Below are 18,024 nucleotides of genomic sequence, written 5' to 3' on the forward strand. Positions count from 1 at the left end.
AAGTGGGCTTGGAGCATAAAAATTCCCTCCAGTTGCTGCCTACTTTAAGTGTAGCAACAACTTAAGGGAACATAGCGAAAGTAAAAGTACTCCCATTGAAAACCTGCTAGCAAACTTTCGGAGCAAAAAAAGCCAGGTACACAGCCAAAAAAAGGGGCCTAGCGGCCCCGACCAAAAAGTTACAACGGTTAATTCTAGTAAGGGAATAACTCGGTTAGCTTTTTGATAGTCCTTCAAGCCAACGAGTAAGTAGATTAATCGAAGCTTGCTGACGGTAAGCTGACGTTGAGCGCTGATCGTCAATTGGCTGGATGATTTCACGATAACAGTCAGTCACCTGAGCAATAAAGCCCGGTTTAGCGAGCGTATCCAGTGACAGGCCGATAACCAAGGACTCCAGCTCGCGGCTGCGAACCACTGTTGGCCCTACAGCGCCAAATGCCACCCGCCAATCTTCAAGTACGGGGGCTTTCTTCGGAAAACGCTTTATCCGCGCCAAACCAGCGACCGATAACTTACTGAGCGCATTGGCCGCCCGAGTTCCGACCTTGTGATAGAACACTTCGGGTAAATCCAGCTGTGGGATCACGATATGGGTGAGCATTTCATCCGGCTTCAAGGCAGTTACCCGTGGGGCCAAAATGAAGTCTTCCAATCGCATTTCCCTTTGTCCACGCATTGATGACAACACGACTCGTGCATCAAGCAAGTACAAGGCTGGCAAAGAGTCAGCCGCAGGTGAGGCATTACAGATATTACCAGCCAATGTTGCGCGATTTCGCAACGCTGGCGCGGCTATCTTGGCGACACTCTGCCGCAATACCGATGGCACTAATGCGTGCTGCTCAATATCCGACAATACGACCCCTGCACCAATATACAGGGCTTGCCCTGCATCACTGGCTTTGTCATTAGTGGCCCCTTCATGATCAGAAACCGTAATGTATTGCAGCTCTTCGATAGCATCGACAAACAGGACATCTTGCTCGAATTTTGGCGACATCCCCGCCCTCACACCATGTTGCACCATCAGATCAGTACCGCCGGAGAACAGCATCAGTTCGCCCATCGATAAGGTATCAAGTGCTTGTGCCAAAGATTCTGGCCGGTAGATATTTACCATAAGCCTTCTCCTTTCTCGGCTGCGATTCTGGCCGCTTCAACGATCATACCGTAGCCCGTACAGCGGCAGAGGTTGCCAGAAATAGCGGTGCGAATAGTGTGATCGGTGGGGTTAGGATCAACTTCAAGTAAAGCATAGAGCGCCAATACCATTCCCGGAGTACAGAACCCACATTGCACTCCTTTAGCCTCAAGCAGCGCATTGATCACGCACTGACCCTTTTCAGTCTGCCGTAAGCCTTCAAGGGTCATGACATCGCCGCCCTGAACTTGGCCTATAGGCATCATGCAAGCATTGACCAACCGTCCATTAAACAGCACAGAACATGCGCCGCACTCCCCTTCCCCGCAACCTTCTTTGGTCGCAGTATGAGCCATTGTGCCGCGTAGGGTATGAAGCAGCGACTGCATCGGTTCGACGTCGACAACGACAAGATGGCTATTGAGGTAGAATTCAATCTTCATTGATAGGCTCTCCTTTGCCAAAACCCGTTGCTTTGATTTGATTAGCTTTAAGCTGAGTCACCTTTAGCTGTGGTGTATTACCACTAGCAAGCGCCTCGCACACTTTTTCAGGCGTGACCGGTATCGACGAAAGTGGCATACCAATGGCATTCTCAACCGCTGCAGCAAATGCTGCCGCGCCGCCATTGTGAGTCAACTCGCCGCCCCCTTTTGCACCATTTGGCCCATATGGGTAGGGGTTATCGACAAGATCGCTACCAATGGCAGGAACATCGAGCGCTGTCGGGATCACATAGTCTGCCATTGAACGCTGGGCAAAGACGCCATCTTGGGTCATTTCTAGCTTCTCGCAACTGCCATAGCCCAACGCCTGCACCAAACCACCTTCGATCTGGCCTCTGAAGATCGTACTGTCGATTGCCTTGCCGATGTCATACACCGCCCAGGCACCAGTAATGTCAGCTTCACCCGTCGCCAAATCGACCTCAACCTCTACCACATTGGCCCCGTAGCTAGTTGCTTGGTAGGCATTTCCTTGATAGGTATCCTGATCCCACTGGTGATAATCAGGTTTGCAATAAACTTCTTCTATTTCTTGTGATTCACCTTCTATCCACGATTTTTTCAGCTTTTTCGCTGCTTTTTCGAGGATATAGCCAACAATCAATATAGAACGAGAAGCCACTGTCGGACCAGAGTCAGGCACGATGCCAGTATCGGGCACTGCGACTTGAACATGATCCAAAGGTTTATTGAGGGTATCTGCCACGATCTTGCGGAAAGTCAGGCTCAAACCTTGGCCAATATCGGTATTGGAGGCGAGGATCTGCACCGTACCGTCAGGCTCTTTAAGCAGTTTGACCTTCGCCCTGACTAAGGTGTCTTCCAAATCGCCAGCAAAACCACAACCGTGCTGGAATATTGCTAAGCCGATGCCTTTGCTTTTGCCTTTACGGCGCTCAGGGTGTGTTTGTTCTATCTGGCTAAACTCGGCGGATTTGCGCTGATAATCCGACATATCGAGCACTTTTTGCAGCATCTCATCCAGTACCAACTCACCAAATATTTCAGCACCAGTCAGAGAGTGGGATTGAGATGTCAGCATATGCTGCTGCTTGAAGGCTAGCGGATCAGCACCAAGCTGTTTGGCGACATGATGAATATGGGTTTCCATGCAGAAGCAATTTTGTGGCGAACCAAAGCCTCGGAATGCACCTGTTGGAACCGTACTGGTGGCCCAGGCATGGCCTTCTACCCGGACGTTGGGAATGTCATACACATTGGTTGCGGTCGTAATGGAGCGTTGCAGCACAATGCCCGACAAACTCAGGTATGCTCCGGCATTAACATCGAACTTGATATCCATAACAACTATGTTGCCATCGGCATCAACACCGGTTTTATAATGAAAAGTGACAGGGTGACGTTTTGAGGTGGTCGCAATGTCCTCGCCACGCTCAAAGATGAGCCTGATAGGTTGCTGTAGCTTCTCGACGGCGACGGCTAATGGCGCTGCCAGCACATCAGGAAAGTCTTCCTTACCGCCGAATCCACCACCGGTTGGACACTGAATAGCCCTGACATTGTCATGGCCCAGTACCACTGCCATAGTATGGTGAACATACCAAGGGCACTGCATCGACCCCTCCAAAACCACTTTGCCATCCTGCGGATAACAAACTGCTCCTTGGGTTTCGAGATAGATATGCTCCTGATAGCCCGTCGAGCAAGTCTCTTCAATGATAGTGACCGCATTGGCGAAGCCTGCTTGGATGTCACCCTTGGTCAGCGCATGGGTGTCCAATACATTGTCAGTTGCGTGGATGGCACCGTCTTTCAGCGCCTTGGATTGCTCTAGGGTATAGGCTGGTGCCAGTGGCTCATAATCGACCTCAATGTCATTGAGCAGTGAATCGACGACATCGGGATCAGGACCAACGACCAAAAAAATCACCTGACCGACAAACCGCACCTCTTGATCAGCAAAAGCCGGCCAGTCGATTTCGACAATCGGCAGCACATTCTGTCCGGGGACATCATCTGCGCCAAAAATATGGTAGCCGTCAGGCAGGGATGGAAGTGTTACCGATTTAATCCGCCCGCGAGGGCAAGAAGAGCGGTAAAACCGCCCTTCTAATAGTCCCTCGTAATGGCGATCGGCAATATATTTCGCAGCTCCTGTGGCTTCCTCCCACTTAAAGCGCGTATTGACCGTATCCATAACGGGATCTCACATTAGTCTAACTTATCCATTGTTTGCCATAAACGTTTGGCAACCTTTCGTGCCTCTGCGTAAATAGGCGCGACATCGAACGGGAAAGCACGATCTTCATAAACGAAACGTCCTTCAACCACTACGCTGTTCACATTGCCGGCATTGAAACCAAAGGCAATATGTCCTGCTAGGTTGTCCGCAACCAGAGGTGTCGGGCTGGTGTAATCAAGGATGGTTAAGTCCGCTTTATTTCCAGCATCTAGGCGACCGAATTTAGCGCCGAAGTTACGAGCCAGAATTTCATTACCGTTCCATAAATGACGTAGGAAACTATCAGGCCATAACGGACCACCCGCATCACGATGCTTGAAGAAGGCAAACTTCAATTCTTCAAACATGTCGGCACCAATACCATCAGTACCCAACGCGACATTCTGGAAGCGTGTCAGTTTGTCGTTATACCCCACGTTGTTGTTCATATTCGAACGGGAGTTATGGACCAAGAAACCGTTTTTACCATTCAGAATGGCAATGTCCTTCTCAGATAAGAACAAACCATGCGCCAGCAACGTCTTCTCGTTGATCAAGCCGAAGCTATCTAAACGCTCAACAATGTCTTGACTATAGTGGTGATGGCTATGGGTCACGTCATAGCGATCTTCTGCCACATGAACATGGATCCCACGACCCGTTGCCTGCACCGCTTCGGCCATCATAGACAAGCCGTCATTGGTTACGGTAAACGGAGCATGTGCACCGATATGGGCTTCGACCAAGTAAGGTTCCTCACCCTTCTCCTTAGCACTGTCAATCAACTGAGCAAACGCGATATTTTCTTCAACGCCGGCCACCATTTCTTTCATGCCGTGGTTACGGTCAGTCGTTTCGAAGCAGGTCATGCCACGCAAGCCAGCCTTCATGAACCCTTTGCGCAAGGTGTTCAGAGAGCCCGCGATATAGTTTGGCGATGCATGGTGATCAATGACCGCCGAACAACCGCACTTGATCGCTTCCAGTGAACAAATCAAGCCGCTGTAGTACACCGCTTCTTCATCCAATGCCCGATCCATTCGCCACCACAGGTTCTTCAGTATCGAAATGAAATCAGGACTTGGCTTGATATCCGCCATGATCCCGCGCGCCAATCCCGAGTAGAAGTGATTGTGGGAGCAAACAATACCCGGCATAACCAGTTTGCCGTTCATATCCTTGACTACGGCACCAGGGTAGTTGGCAGCTAAATTGGCCCCAACTTCCTTTATTTTGTCGCCATCAATAACAATATCGACGCCTTCTTTGATCAGTGCAGGCTCAAACTGCACCGCTGTTGCGTTTCTGAGTACTAACATTCCCTGGCTCCTCACTATACGTCTACTTTGCCTAGCAGGTAGCTGTAGTTGGCTATGACATAATTGATAATCGTTGCTTCATCAGCTAGCGATTCTGGCATGTCCACATTGCCCTGCTCATTAATACGGAAGGAATAAATCTCACTGTAACTGCGAACCAACACTTCCTCACCATCGACGAAGAATCCGGCATTGGTGCTGTTAGTGAAATCTTCACGCAAGTTGAATAGCGTGAACTTGTCTTTGTAAGGCTTGCTATCCCATGGGCAGAACTGAGCACAGTTACCACATTCATTACAGTATGCATCTAGGTGTAATGTCTGGAATTGGTCACGGAAGCCTGGAATTGGCAGCGAAATATTGGCGCGGTTCGGACAGACATCGACACACTTGCTACAAATGTACGAACACTCCAAACAGCGTTTTGCTTCTTGATCGATGAATTCCTCACGGTCCGCTTCTTCCAGCTGGTTTGCTGCAATCAACTTAACCTGGATATCACCTTTACGAGCGTATACCGCTTCAACCTGAACATCAGATTTAGCTTCAAGTTGTTCATCGGCCTGTACTTCACGGGCCAAGATAGCTGTTGCCGCTTTACGGCCGCCTGAGATTGCCGACACAATTGATGATGGGCCTGTATGGGCATCACCCATCAAGAACACATTTTCAACCTCTGTTTCACAGCTATCTCTGTCTACAACTGGCCAGCCGTCTTCACCCATAGGGATCCCCATGCGAGAAAGCACTTCGCAGTTAGACTGCTCACCAACCGCAGTGATCAAGGCATCAACCTGAAGTTCAACTGTCATGTCTGTAGCAACAGGGCGACGACGTCCCTTCTCATCGGGCTCACCAAGCTCCATCACACGCGCGGTCAACTTACCATTGGCCTCAAACTGCTCTGGGTTGGTCAAGAACATGAACTGCACGCCATCTTCCACGGCTTCTTCATATTCTTCTTTGTAGGCAGGCATTTCAGCGATAGTACGGCGATAAAGAATCGTCACCTTCTCAACACCCGGTACTTTCAATGCAGCACGGGCACTGTCCATTGCGGTGTTACCGGCACCCACAACGGCCACATGTTTACCTAACTGCTGCAGTTCGCCATCATTGAAGCTGCGTAGGAATTCCAGCGACTTGTAAATATTGGTGTTACCACCAGCCAGTGCAATTGGGTTGCCCTTATCAGCACCTATACCCAAGCAGACATATTTGAAGCCACTTTGCTTAAGTACATCCACCGTCAGATCTGGGTTACAACCGTATTCAATATTGACCCCGTGATCTTTCACGAACTGGATATCGTGTTCAATCGCTTCAGCAGGAATACGGAACTGAGGGATAATATTCTTCACCACCCCACCGGCATTTTTCTCTTTCTCAAACACGGTGACAGGGTGACCCGCACGTGCCATGAAGTAAGCGGCAGAAAGTCCTGCAGGACCGGCACCGATCACCGCAACAGGGTGTTTGGCAGTATCTAGGCTTGGCTCATGCCATTTCGCCTTGTACTCATCCCAGCCTTTGGACAATGCGATTTTCTTCATCTCACGGATATTCAGCGCACCTTCATAATCACGGCGGGTACAGTTGTACTGGCACTGGTGATCACAGATATGGCCGGTGATAGAAGGTAATGCATTGCGGGCGTAGATGACTTCTAGCGCTTCGGTGTACTTATGTTCGCCCATCAAACGGATATATTCAGGAATATCCTGACTGATAGGACATGCGGTTACACAAGGTGCGACATAGCAGTCAGTCAGCGGTACCGCTTTCTTAACACTGATTTCTTCAGGACCACGCCACTGTTTCTGGACATAATCAGCATCTAATGATTTTGCCGCTAATGCCTCTAGCTTGACCAAGTCCACCTTGCCCATGCCCCACTCATCGCTGCCTTCCAGCTCTTTGGCACAATCTGACAGACGAAGGTAACCACCAGGCTTAAGCAAATCAGTGGCCATAGTAATAGGACGGATCCCCGCTTCGAAGATCTCACGGATATTGAATTTGCTTGCACCACCGGAGTAAGAAATTGGCAAAGTACCGTTGAACTCGCGGGACAATTCTAGCGCCACATTGATAGACAGCGGGAACAAGGCACGGCCAGACATGTACATTTCTTTATCAGGCAGGCGACCTTTTTTATTTAGAGTGCCTAGGGTATTGGTGAGCTTGACACCAAAGCCGATGCCTTTCTCTTTACCTAGGTCAACCAAACGGTGCAGCATGGCTTTAGCCGCGTCGATTTGGAGATCGTGGCTGAAAGACGCTTCGCTCAGTGCGACATAATCAAAACCAGCGTTGTCGAGAATGCCACGGACACGCTCAAAGCCCAATAACGTTGGGTTAAGCTTAACGAACGTATTGATCCCCTTCTCTTCAATCATATAACGACAAATCGCTTCAATTTCATGAGGAGGACAACCGTGCATGGTTGAAAGGGTAACGCCACGGGTTAACTGGGCAGGAATAGAATCGACCATCGCATTCAAGCGATCTTGTCTTTCTTCTAGTTGATACTCACGAATGAATTCAGGCTGTTGGATGAAGGCTTTCAGCTCGCTGATATAACCACCAAAATTGGGGTGATCGCTAGAGTCGAGCATATCGTGGATATATTTCTGCATTGGGGGTGTCTGGATCCCAGACAAGTCATAGCCAACACTCATGTTGAAGATAAATGACTTAGCCTCACCATCAGCTCTTGGCGCGAACACTTCTTCCAATAAATGCAAGGCTATCCACGCCTTTAGATACTCATCATACGCTTTGATCAGCGTAAATTCTGTTGACCACTCGGTGTTGAAACACTCATCTTCTGCATCAATACATGGCTTGGCAATCTCAAGCTGATCGAGCTTCTGGACGGTCTTCAGTTCCATGAAGCGGCCACCGGCCAACCATGATGTAATAATATTCTGGGCAAGTTGGGTATGCGGCCCAGCTGCTGGGCCGACAGGGGTTTCACAATTCTCTCCCCATACCGACAAAGACGAGTCGATCGCTTTACGGTAGAACTGCTTTTCTGGAATACCAAAGATAGACTTACTTTGCTTGTATTCACTGAACATCCGGTTAAGTAGCTCAGCGAACGGAACGGGGCGCATGATGTCTCCCATGATGGATCTCCTTGATGCTTCTTGTTCTTCTTGGCACATTTATTTGCGCAATGTGTAGGGCTAAAAATGTGTAAATACGTTATTGGCTATGGAGCAACTACTGCGCCAAACTTTTCAGGCCCTGCCAAACCGGCGATTTTATTAATTAAATTCGTGAGCAAAGTCGAAAGTTATCTACATTTTGTGACGGAAAACCAATAAATAAATTCAATTAAATGAATAAAGCATCAAGGATTAATTTATCACAAATGAGGATGATTATTGATTAGAAACAATTTTCTATCATATTAATAGATAGCTATCAGTTTGATATCAACAATAATGATAGATTTTAACTGCCATGGAAAAATAAAAATTTAAAGAAGATATAAATAAACTGTGAGATAAATACATTAACTATATCAGATTGAGAATAACGCCTATCTCAGCTATCAAGTTGATAGCACTAATGTGACGCTGCACACAATTCCTCATACGCTTGTGGCGTATCAACATCTAAATATATTTCGTCGCAGTTAAGACCCAAATATTTAACCGGGTAGCGAAATATAATTTTCTTCATCGACGAATGAATACTGGCATTGATAACCATGTTCTTTAATCGACTAGGGATCAATACCGGATGGCCGGGGCGCACGGAGGTGCCAGGAAATACCGTCCCTCCCCCTCTGTTAAACCACACGTCTCGGAATATGTGTGGCGGGACACAAGGCATATCACCATGAGTAATAAAGAAATACTCACTTTCTACATGCTTTACTCCCTGCTGAATAGAGCTAAACATACCCGCTTGATAAGCGTCGTTAACCACTATTTTCACCCGTGGATCAAACCTATATTTTTCAATAAGTTCTGCGCCACGATAGCCCACAACCAAAATAACGCGACGGCAAAACGAGAGCGCATTTTCGATACTTGCATCAAGGATTGTGTACTGTTGGTAAGGTAGCATGAGCTTCCAGTCCCCCATCCTAGATGATAAGCCTGCTGCAGGCATAACGCAGTCTAAACGTTCGGGACGTATTGATTTATCAATCACTTAACCTACTCCTTAACTGAAATTCATGGCGGTCATATGGCATGTAATACCCACGTACGATTAATAGAGCAAACTCCAGACCAATTTATCTTATCGGAGTTATATCAACGCCATTTGGCCGCACAAAAAAAAACATTATTTATTACTCTTGTCGGTGGCGGAGGAAAGACATCAACCGCTTTCTGGTTGGCCAGGATATTCAAACAATGGGGACATGCTGTTTGCCTAACAACCACCACGAAAATGTATTTACCCGAGGCCCATCAAACGGATTATATTCTCCCGCTAGATGCCATGTACTGCAATGAAAAAGAAAATGGAAAAAAAGTAAAAACACCTAATAAGTCTTTAGCACAAGATCAATTCTGTTTTTCTGATCCATCTATCACTTTTTGCTATAAATCTTTATTTACCGACGTATTAAAAACCGACAGATTAAAGGTATTAGGATTATCTGAAAAAGAGATTAAAAATATTAAAAATGATTTCCCCTTCACAGTTTTTATTATTGAAGGCGATGGCTCACGTTCATTACCCATAAAAGCCCCTCACGGGCACGAGCCTTGCATTCCCAGTTATTCGGATATGGTGATTGGTGTCACCGGCGCAGAAGCAATTAACCATAGGGCGATCCCTGAACACATACATCGATGGCATGCTTTTTCAGCCCTTACTCAGTGCCAACCCGGTGATGTGATTGACGCCCAAGTGTTGCAACCGCTGATTTCTCATCCGTTGGGGCTATTTAAATCAACGCCAAAAATAGCAGAGCAGATCTGGCTGATAAACAAAATGGATAAGGCAAATAATGCCGAAATGATAAGCCAAATAGCTGAAGAGGTGTTGATCAACAGCCCGCAACTGGAAACAGTTTGGCTAGCGGAGATGCAGGCGGAAACACCAATCAAAAAAGTAATTTTGAAGGAACAAGTAGCTATTGCTACCTGACTTCGTCAGTACAGAGGTCATTGAAAATGAACATCTTTGCCAAGGCAGCCCAATTAGAACAAGACAACGTTCCATTCGCTCTAGCCAATATTATAGAAACTCGCGGCTCCGCGCCGCGCCATTCAGGCCAAATGATCGTCAAGGCCGATGGCACGATCATCGGTACCGTTGGCGGTGGGATGATTGAGCGCTATGTGATCGAGCAAGCCTTGGAAGCACTAAGAGAAAGAAAACCCCGTGTCGTTAAAGGGCGTATGACCCGCAATGGCCCTGATGCCATGGACATGGACTGCGGTGGCGCTATGACGGTGTTTATCGATGTCTACGGCCTGCGCCCTAGCTTAATTCTCATCGGTGCCGGGCACGTCAACCGTGCCGTCGCCCAAGCAGCCCATGTGCTAGGTTTTGATATTTCAGTCGCTGACGCCTACGCCGACAGCCTCGCCGAGGAGCATTTCCCGATCGGTACTAAGCGTTTACTGGGCGATACCATGGAAGGGGCCATCGAGCAGCTGGATATTAACAAAGACAGCTATATTGTCATCGCGACTAACCACCAAGACCAAGATGCCATCTCCAAGGTAGTGGACTGCGAAACCCGCTATACCGGCCTGATGGCCAGTCGCCGCAAGGTACAGACGCTGTTTACCCATTTACGCCAAAGCGGTGTCGATGAGACCCGGATCAAAAACATCCACTCACCTATCGGCTTCAATATCGGTGCCGAAACCCCGGAAGAAATTGCTATCAGCATCATGGCTGAGATCCTCAAGGTGAAACATGAATCGGTTGGCGGCCAGATGAAAGACGATACCCGCCTTAACCGTAACAAGCTGGTTTTGCTTCGCGGGGCCGGAGATATCTCGACTGGCGTCGCCGTTCGCCTATTCAATGCTGGCTACAAAGTGGTGATGACCGATATCGCCAAGCCAACCATGATTCGTTGCAGCGTATCGTTTGGCCAATGTCTTTATGGCGAACCGGTGCAAGTAGAGGGGATCACCGCCTGTAAAGCCAACAACAAAGACGAGGTGTTCGACATCATCGACCGCAACCAAATTCCGGTCGTGATTGACGAAGACTGTAGCTCGGCTGATACCCTCAAGCCGACTTTCTTGGTCGATGCCATTCTCGCCAAGCGCAACATTGGTACCCAGAAAGACATGGCCCCTATTACTGTCGCCCTTGGCCCTGGTTTTACCGCTGGCAGGGACTGTGATGCGGTGATCGAAACCAATCGAGGCCACCATTTGGGCCGGGTTATTTACCAAGGTTCAACTCAGCCAAATACTGGTGTTCCCGGCAATATTGCTGGCTATACCCACCAGCGAGTGCTACGAGCTCCATGTGCTGGTGTCATGCATAACCATGTCAAACTCGGTGATCTGGTTGAAGAAGGGGATGTCATTGCCCATATCGGCGACAGCCCGGTCGTGGCACCACTGACCGGTATGATGCGCGGGCTATTGAACAACGGTCTTACCGTTCGCGAAGGCTTCAAAATTGGTGATATTGACCCACGAGGCCCTGAAGCGGATTACACCACCGTATCGGATAAGGCACGGGCAATTGCCGGCAGTGTATTGGAAGCCATGTTACATCTGGAGCAAAGCAGAATGAGTTAAGGGCTAGGGCCACTTGCAGTCTGGCTTGATGGATTCAGGCCAGATATTTTTACCCAGGTTTGATTTTCAAAACTATATCAACACTGGGTTATACGACAGGAAGAGATATAATTATGAAAACGACAGGCTATTTACATCACTTTGTCACCTCCTTTGTATTGATGTGCGCAGCAGCGCTGACGGTAAAAGGCTTTTTATTACCTGAACAAACCGGGTTACTGCTGAGCGATACCGATATCGTCCCTGCAATGTACGTCGAACCTATCACGTTTGCCATACCGCTCGCCCTTGGCATCAGTGCACTCACCGCCTATTTGGGTATTACCACATTACTCCCTGTCGTTGCTGGCTTTGGCTTACATATTGCCTTGTCTGGACTCGCTCTGTACCAAGGCTTGCACTTTGATTGCGGCTGCTACCTGCCCGGTACAGTGCAATCTGATGTCTACAGCACCCTTGAGCCCCAATTTCTCATCATGCTGCTTGTACTTCTCGTTTCTGCAGCACTCTATTACTTCAACAACTTAACGACTCACCGCTCTGTTACACCAGCAGTTTGATTGACTAAACGTGTGACGCAGTGAAAGTAGTCTTTGATAAGGATACGATCATGATCAAGAACAAGGCTTCTCTGCACGCTCTTTCTTTCCGGCGAGTTGAGCGCATCTTTTGGCTCAACCTATTTATTCTCACCTGTGCATTACTCGTCCTGCCGTTTAGTGCAAACGCTGCACTGTTTGGCGGTAAATTCAAAGCTGAAGTGGAAACCGAGCAGGTTGCTATCAAACTCCATAACGATACGCTTGCCGGTGGCTACCAGCTTATTGATACCAATGGACTGAAAAAACTCATTGAACAAGAGGCCAATGTCATGATCGTCGATGCCATGCCTTTCAAAGACAGCTACAAAAAAGAGCATATTCCAAGTGCCAAACAGTTCGAGTTCCCTATTTCTGATATGCCCAAGTGGGATCCTGCATTAACCGATCAGCAAACCGTAGAGGAATTTACTCAGCTACTAGGCGAAGACAAAGCTAAAACCTTGGTTTTCTATTGCGGTTTTGTTAAGTGCGGCCGTAGCCATAATGCAGCAACATGGGCGGTAAAACTGGGGTATACCAATGTCTACCGTTACCCAGGCGGTATCTTTGCGTGGAAAGGTGCTGGGTTTAACACCTCATCACTATAATTCAGATTTAGCGTTATAAAATGGCTGTCTCTCATTTGAAGATACAGCCTTTTATTTTTCAAATCACTTATGGTTAATGCAAACAATAGTGAAATCCGCTGCATATTTTATATGTGGTGAAAACAACCTGTCATAAACCCCGAATACAATCTCACCAGATCAATCACTACGGCAAAGACTCAGCGTAAACTCTTATACATAAAGTTGAATGCATAAAATCGAGACATGACGTCGGGACATATATCATAGACATGAAAACCTCAGTAGCCCCTTTTGCAGATACGTTAAAATCCGCAATTACCACCATTTATCAAGCCTTTCCAAACTTGAGTTACCGGCCAAGACCCGACGACGTCAAATTGCTAGCCGCTTATATGAAAAGCCAAGGTGACGACTACCCCAGCCACTTAGATACCTTACTCGAGGTTGAGAATCCTCATATCGAATTGGCTTTAGTGAAATATCACAATATCAACAAATCACAACCAGCAAAAGTATCACCAGCGCTCGACCGTTTTGATATCAGTTTCTAAGAAATAGCTTTCGAGCTTAGGGACAGAAAATGTCAGTATCTTGCCTTCGCGTTCAGTGCCCGGACGGAAATATGTTTCTGGCATTCGCTTGATTGAAGTCCAAACAACGTGGTCGTCACGCTGAAGCACCTCACCTTTGTTATTGCGCAGTATGGTCGCGACTTCAACCAAGATCACTGAATCTGTACCTTCATTTCTCAGCGAAACCGGAATGGTTAGTTTCCCCTCCTGATAGCTGGCAGCTTGGGCAACGATCACAACACCGCTGCGTTGGTATTCACCGACAACTCGGCCAGTATTTGGGGCAACGAGATCACCGTTAGACTTAGCAGAGGCAGCCGATGATGTCCCCAAGACCGCAGCTCCCCCAACTACCGCAGCGCCACTCCCAGTCGCATCGGTTGTTACCGCTTTACCCGCAGTAGTCCCCGTCGTTAAAGGCGTTGTTGTTACTGCCTTAGCTGAACTTGTCGGTTGTGCTGCAATTTCTTGTTCACCTCCCACAAAGTGCCAGGTATTATCATCCAGTAATATGACTTCCCGGCCGTCAGGCAGTGTCGCTATCATCGATGCTGCTTGGACAAACTGAATAAATCCAAACAAAAGGCTAGCAATCGCAACCTTTATAAATACTTGCCGAGCTAAGCGCATAACTCTTTCCCCTCAACGTTTCTCTGTTGCCTTTCCTGCTTTAATGCTTCTGTTGGCATTCGAACGTATTATCGAACCACTTTATGGTGATCTCACCTTGATGTTCACCGTACTCCATGTTTTGCCCGGAATATTTAATACCACTTGCCATTGGCTCAGATAATGCAAAAACTTGGTCATTCCCCCGGGTTAATACCAAACTTGCCGGATCGGTCTGATTGTAAAAAACAGCTGTAAATGGCTGGCTATTATCGCCGCAATTGAGTGGCACGCTCTTTGGTGCCTCTAGCTGGCCACTGATGATCTGTAGCTCGACAATCCGGCTTCTATACGCAAAATCTGTACAATCACGTACATCGTTGACTTTCCAGCAGTCGTTACGTCCTTTTATCCACCCCCGCTGCATCGCCTTTTGTATTTTCACATCATCTGCAGGCAACTGGGCCATCGCCTTATCAAACACGTGCTGCATTTTTTGATCCAGTTCAGCTAAATGAGCATCTTGGCATATCAATGTTTCTACCGCCCCTTCTGCTTCTGTACAATCAAAAGCTGGATCACTAGCGACAGCACTGGTGGCGACCCAATAAGCAGCACCTAGCATCAGAGCTCGTTTACCCCATCGTGCTTTATTCACATGCCCCCCCCCCACATTGCCAACTAACATCAAAGAGCGCTTACTATATTATGAACTCACTAGCACCAGCGTGTTTTTTCATCTTTGAGCCTGAAACCTAAATTGCTAAATTAATCTCTTCGAGCCCGACTCAAGCGAGGCTGACTCGACTGGTTTATATAGCCTTGTATGGGGGAAGCCTCATTAACCAAGTAAGACTGGTGATAATCCCGTACTCTGGCTACTGACAAGCAATAGCCCCATCAATACCAGAATAATTCCGCCCACCAGTTGCAAGCTGTATCCCGCCCAGATCAAGCCAATGCGAGAGTCTGATTTCCCTACCTGTCCACTCCCTTGCTGTAAATAGTGATGGACAATACGCTTGCCAGACAAGGTCAACAAAGCCAAAGCCGAGGTCGTCAAGGCTGTTCCCAACGACATTACGACCGCACTGACCACACCCATCCAATATAAGCCGACCATATTAGCGAACAGTAAGACCATGATTGCTCCGGTACAAGGCCGAAGACCAATACTCATGATCACCCCAACGTATTCGCGCAAGCTCTTGGCATTGTCTACCTCTTCAGGCGAGGCGATATGACGGTGGCCGCAACCACACTCAGTCGAATGATGGTGGTCATGGTGGTCATGGTGGTCATGGTGGTCATGGTGGTCATGGTGGTCATGGTGGTCATGGTGGTGACCACATCCCACTTGTTGGGATTTGACAACACTGCGTCGAAACCCCTTGAACGCGCGCCAGCAGATCATCCCCCCCAACACACTGACAAGGGCACTGCTAATCGTCATAAACTTCTCTGCCTGTGAACTGACCTCGCGCATCGATGCATTGAACCCCCACAACAGTACACTAACCAAAACAACAGCCACCAAGGCCTGACAAACCGCCGACACGAGTGTCAGCACCAAACTGGTTTTCACCTTGGTCGGCTGAGTCGCTAAGTAAGTTGTGACTATCACTTTACCGTGTCCAGGGCCAAGGGCATGAAGTACGCCGTAGAGAAAACTGAAACCACCTAAGTAGCCGCCAGCCACCAATGGATTTTCTTTGGCATCGTAGAGTAAATCAGCCAGTTGGTTGTTCACTGTCCGCTGCCATTCAATACTTTTGAGCACCATACTTGGCCAAGCCAACCATAACTGGTATCCGCCAAACAGCATTGCTGCCATTAGGAGCGACAACATCAACCATTCTTTTTTAACCAAAGGATCCCTTGACGAACTCGAGGCTTGTAGCGTCGCTTGGTGTTTGGTGTTATCTGTCGGCGGGCATTGCTTATGTTGTGTCATTGGTTTGAGTCCTCGCTATCGTCGCCAACTTCTTTTTCCGCAATGGCTTGGCAGTGGAATCGCACGGATTGAGTAAACAGTTGGCCAAGCGCATTATCAGGATCAGCATCTGCTGGCAGTGATATGGCATAGCTCATCTGCTCCGGTGTCGGGTTAGGTGCAACCATCTCAAGCTCGCAATAGTCAGCAAGATCACCAGCCAAAATCACATCCCGTTGTGATAGCCAGGACATATCGACATAGTAACTTGGTTCAAAAACCAATAGCTTAAGTGAGTCAGCTGTCACTAGCTGTGGCTTTGCCAAGGGCAACTCGAAAGTAAGTACCAACCGCGCACGGTCTCGGTTGAGCTTGCCGTAACGGGCCAACTGGTATTTGATGGGCTTCTCACCGTCATAAAAATACGTGAAGTAATGCTCGTGCATCATATTATCAAGCACTGATGCCGCTACCTTAGTAAAGGTTTTTGCTTCCATTTCCGGAGAGGTATCCTCGCCATCCAGCATGTACGCCGATGTCATTGGGTCAAATGACCATTCCATTCGAAAACCGGTGATCATACCGTCTTTGCCATCGATATACGTTTTCATTTCAATCCAAGAATGAGGATGCGCTGAAGCAAACAGCGGGAAGATGAGAAAGAAGAGACCGGTAACTGCACGCTTGATTACAGCATTTGTCCGGTTGTTTGCCTTTTTGCGGTAAAACATTAAAAGCCTTGTGTATTGCGTTGCCTTCATTAATAAGCGTTATGTTATAACATCCGACAGTGTCACCACCAATTTTTTATTTATCAAAAAGTGATACCTTTATTCGATATTTACAATACCAGCCTAACACTAATTCTTGCGGGGCGAATTGGCGTTAAGCTATTTGTATTATTATTGACATGGCTCTGACATAAGCCCAACCCTCTGATTGGTAGCCTGCTGACTTTAGCTCTTAATTTGATTGTTTCTTATGCGCAAAATAATGTTACTAACCTTTGGCTTAATGGCTAGCAGCAGCTTCGCTGCAACCGACCTTCAACAATGGACTCTGAGCGTCCCCGTAGATACAACGGGAGAAGGTCGCTCTGACAATATTTCGGAAAATCAGTTAGCCGACGGTTATCAGCTTTCGCCGTATTTTGAGCAAAATGCAGAGGGTAACCTGATCTTTCTCGCTCCTATTGCGGGGCCGAAAACGTCAGAAAACACCAAATATACCCGTTCAGAGTTACGCGAAATGCTGCGGCGTGGCGATACAAAAATTCGCACCAAAGGTGTAACTGCGAATAACTGGGTCTTCTCTACTGCGCCTAAAGCTGACCAACAAGCCGCAGGCGGTATTGACGGTGTGTTGGAAGCCGATCTAGCGGTGAACCATGTTACGACAACAGGTGAGAAAAACCAGATTGGACGTGTCATTATTGGCCAGATCCACGCTAATGACGATGAGCCTATCCGTCTTTACTATCGCAAACTGTCGCATCACAACAAAGGATCAATTTATTTCGCTCACGAGCCATTATCCGATGATGAACAGTGGTATGAAATGATTGGTGGAAAGTCCAGTTCAATTGCCGAGCCAGAAGATGGTATCGAGCTAAATGAGCGCTTCTCATATCGCATTGAAGTGGTCGGCAATCAACTGAGCACTACCATCATTAGAGAAGGCAAGCCAGACATCAATAAAACCATTGATATGTCAAAAAGTGGATATGACCAGGGCGGCCAATACATGTATTTCAAAGCCGGTGTCTATAACCAAAATAGTACCGGCCTTGCAGAAGACTACGTGAAAGCGACGTTTTATCGCATTGATGTATCACACTAGCGTCTC

General features: G+C 47.7%; 16 protein-coding genes. 6 read left to right on the forward strand and 10 right to left on the reverse strand.

Annotation, left to right across the window (positions count from 1 at the left end; translation table 11 throughout):
* Window positions 1-214 precede the first annotated feature (214 nt).
* The 6 genes from ACVA53_RS03915 to ACVA53_RS03940 form a co-directional block, all read right to left on the reverse strand.
* Complete coding sequence (locus ACVA53_RS03915) at window positions 215-1,123, reverse strand: FAD binding domain-containing protein (protein ID WP_446504529.1); 909 nt, start codon at window positions 1,121-1,123, stop codon at window positions 215-217.
* Window positions 1,117-1,587 carry a (2Fe-2S)-binding protein gene (locus ACVA53_RS03920; RefSeq protein WP_446504530.1) on the reverse strand — a complete coding sequence of 157 codons (471 nt, stop codon included), beginning with the start codon at window positions 1,585-1,587 and terminating at the stop codon, window positions 1,117-1,119. The genes ACVA53_RS03915 and ACVA53_RS03920 overlap by 7 nt, the downstream gene beginning before the upstream one ends.
* Complete coding sequence (locus tag ACVA53_RS03925) at window positions 1,577-3,808, reverse strand: xanthine dehydrogenase family protein molybdopterin-binding subunit (protein ID WP_446504531.1); 2,232 nt, start codon at window positions 3,806-3,808, stop codon at window positions 1,577-1,579. The genes ACVA53_RS03920 and ACVA53_RS03925 overlap by 11 nt, the downstream gene beginning before the upstream one ends.
* Before the next feature lie 14 nt (window positions 3,809-3,822).
* On the reverse strand, window positions 3,823-5,151 hold the full coding sequence (gene ssnA, locus ACVA53_RS03930; protein WP_446504532.1) for a putative aminohydrolase SsnA: 1,329 nt from the start codon (window positions 5,149-5,151) through the stop codon (window positions 3,823-3,825).
* 14 nt (window positions 5,152-5,165) lie between these two features.
* Complete coding sequence (ygfK, locus tag ACVA53_RS03935; protein WP_446504533.1) at window positions 5,166-8,282, reverse strand: putative selenate reductase subunit YgfK; 3,117 nt, start codon at window positions 8,280-8,282, stop codon at window positions 5,166-5,168.
* A gap of 445 nt (window positions 8,283-8,727) precedes the next feature.
* Window positions 8,728-9,321, reverse strand: a complete 594-nt coding sequence (locus tag ACVA53_RS03940) for an NTP transferase domain-containing protein (protein ID WP_255041717.1) — start codon at window positions 9,319-9,321, stop codon at window positions 8,728-8,730.
* A gap of 36 nt (window positions 9,322-9,357) precedes the next feature.
* Between ACVA53_RS03940 and yqeC the strand changes: the two genes are divergently transcribed.
* From yqeC to ACVA53_RS03965, 5 genes are all read left to right on the forward strand, one after another.
* Window positions 9,358-10,269, forward strand: coding sequence for a selenium cofactor biosynthesis protein YqeC (yqeC, locus tag ACVA53_RS03945; protein WP_446504534.1), 912 nt, complete (start codon window positions 9,358-9,360; stop codon window positions 10,267-10,269).
* Between the two features lie 26 nt (window positions 10,270-10,295).
* A complete protein-coding gene (gene yqeB / locus ACVA53_RS03950; RefSeq protein WP_446504535.1) occupies window positions 10,296-11,894 on the forward strand; it encodes a selenium-dependent molybdenum cofactor biosynthesis protein YqeB in 1,599 nt (532 codons plus the stop codon).
* Window positions 11,895-12,007: 113 nt separating this feature from the next.
* A complete protein-coding gene (locus ACVA53_RS03955) occupies window positions 12,008-12,454 on the forward strand; it encodes a MauE/DoxX family redox-associated membrane protein (RefSeq protein WP_446504536.1) in 447 nt (148 codons plus the stop codon).
* A 50-nt stretch (window positions 12,455-12,504) separates the two neighbouring features.
* Window positions 12,505-13,083, forward strand: a complete 579-nt coding sequence (locus ACVA53_RS03960; RefSeq protein WP_446504537.1) for a rhodanese-like domain-containing protein — start codon at window positions 12,505-12,507, stop codon at window positions 13,081-13,083.
* 251 nt (window positions 13,084-13,334) lie between these two features.
* A complete protein-coding gene (locus ACVA53_RS03965) occupies window positions 13,335-13,616 on the forward strand; it encodes a hypothetical protein (protein ID WP_274126255.1) in 282 nt (93 codons plus the stop codon).
* On the opposite strand, the gene ACVA53_RS03970 is transcribed toward ACVA53_RS03965, so the two are convergent.
* From ACVA53_RS03970 to ACVA53_RS03985, 4 genes are all read right to left on the reverse strand, one after another.
* Window positions 13,581-14,267, reverse strand: a complete 687-nt coding sequence (locus ACVA53_RS03970) for a DUF3157 family protein (RefSeq protein WP_446504538.1) — start codon at window positions 14,265-14,267, stop codon at window positions 13,581-13,583. The two genes, ACVA53_RS03965 and ACVA53_RS03970, sit on opposite strands and share 36 nt — an antisense overlap.
* 40 nt (window positions 14,268-14,307) lie before the next feature.
* Complete coding sequence (locus tag ACVA53_RS03975; protein WP_446504539.1) at window positions 14,308-14,904, reverse strand: MliC family protein; 597 nt, start codon at window positions 14,902-14,904, stop codon at window positions 14,308-14,310.
* 183 nt (window positions 14,905-15,087) lie between these two features.
* Window positions 15,088-16,095, reverse strand: a complete 1,008-nt coding sequence (locus ACVA53_RS03980; protein WP_446504609.1) for a nickel/cobalt transporter — start codon at window positions 16,093-16,095, stop codon at window positions 15,088-15,090.
* Between the two features lie 101 nt (window positions 16,096-16,196).
* Window positions 16,197-16,910 (reverse strand): DUF1007 family protein, encoded by a 714-nt coding sequence (locus tag ACVA53_RS03985; protein ID WP_446504540.1) that lies wholly within the window; start codon window positions 16,908-16,910, stop codon window positions 16,197-16,199.
* A 262-nt stretch (window positions 16,911-17,172) separates the two neighbouring features.
* Between ACVA53_RS03985 and ACVA53_RS03990 the strand changes: the two genes are divergently transcribed.
* Entirely contained in the window at window positions 17,173-18,018 is an 846-nt protein-coding gene (locus tag ACVA53_RS03990) for a polysaccharide lyase family 7 protein (RefSeq protein ID WP_446504541.1), read from the forward strand.
* Window positions 18,019-18,024: the final 6 nt, after the last annotated feature.

It is taken from the genome of Photobacterium sp. DNB23_23_1, assembly GCF_052873815.1.

Excerpts from the sequence above, each read along its gene's own strand:
- ACVA53_RS03915 (WP_446504529.1), bottom strand. The coding sequence starts at position 1,123 with ATGGTAAATATCTACCGGCCAGAATCTTTGGCACAAGCACTTGATACC.
- ACVA53_RS03920 (WP_446504530.1), bottom strand. The coding sequence starts at position 1,587 with ATGAAGATTGAATTCTACCTCAATAGCCATCTTGTCGTTGTCGACGTC.
- ACVA53_RS03925 (WP_446504531.1), bottom strand. The coding sequence starts at position 3,808 with ATGGATACGGTCAATACGCGCTTTAAGTGGGAGGAAGCCACAGGAGCT.
- ssnA (WP_446504532.1), bottom strand. The coding sequence starts at position 5,151 with ATGTTAGTACTCAGAAACGCAACAGCGGTGCAGTTTGAGCCTGCACTG.
- ygfK (WP_446504533.1), bottom strand. The coding sequence starts at position 8,282 with ATGGGAGACATCATGCGCCCCGTTCCGTTCGCTGAGCTACTTAACCGG.
- yqeC (WP_446504534.1), top strand. The coding sequence starts at position 9,358 with ATGGCATGTAATACCCACGTACGATTAATAGAGCAAACTCCAGACCAA.
- yqeB (WP_446504535.1), top strand. The coding sequence starts at position 10,296 with ATGAACATCTTTGCCAAGGCAGCCCAATTAGAACAAGACAACGTTCCA.
- ACVA53_RS03955 (WP_446504536.1), top strand. The coding sequence starts at position 12,008 with ATGAAAACGACAGGCTATTTACATCACTTTGTCACCTCCTTTGTATTG.
- ACVA53_RS03960 (WP_446504537.1), top strand. The coding sequence starts at position 12,505 with ATGATCAAGAACAAGGCTTCTCTGCACGCTCTTTCTTTCCGGCGAGTT.
- ACVA53_RS03965 (WP_274126255.1), top strand. The coding sequence starts at position 13,335 with ATGAAAACCTCAGTAGCCCCTTTTGCAGATACGTTAAAATCCGCAATT.
- ACVA53_RS03970 (WP_446504538.1), bottom strand. The coding sequence starts at position 14,267 with ATGCGCTTAGCTCGGCAAGTATTTATAAAGGTTGCGATTGCTAGCCTT.
- ACVA53_RS03980 (WP_446504609.1), bottom strand. The coding sequence starts at position 16,095 with ATGTTGTCGCTCCTAATGGCAGCAATGCTGTTTGGCGGATACCAGTTA.
- ACVA53_RS03985 (WP_446504540.1), bottom strand. The coding sequence starts at position 16,910 with ATGTTTTACCGCAAAAAGGCAAACAACCGGACAAATGCTGTAATCAAG.
- ACVA53_RS03990 (WP_446504541.1), top strand. The coding sequence starts at position 17,173 with ATGTTACTAACCTTTGGCTTAATGGCTAGCAGCAGCTTCGCTGCAACC.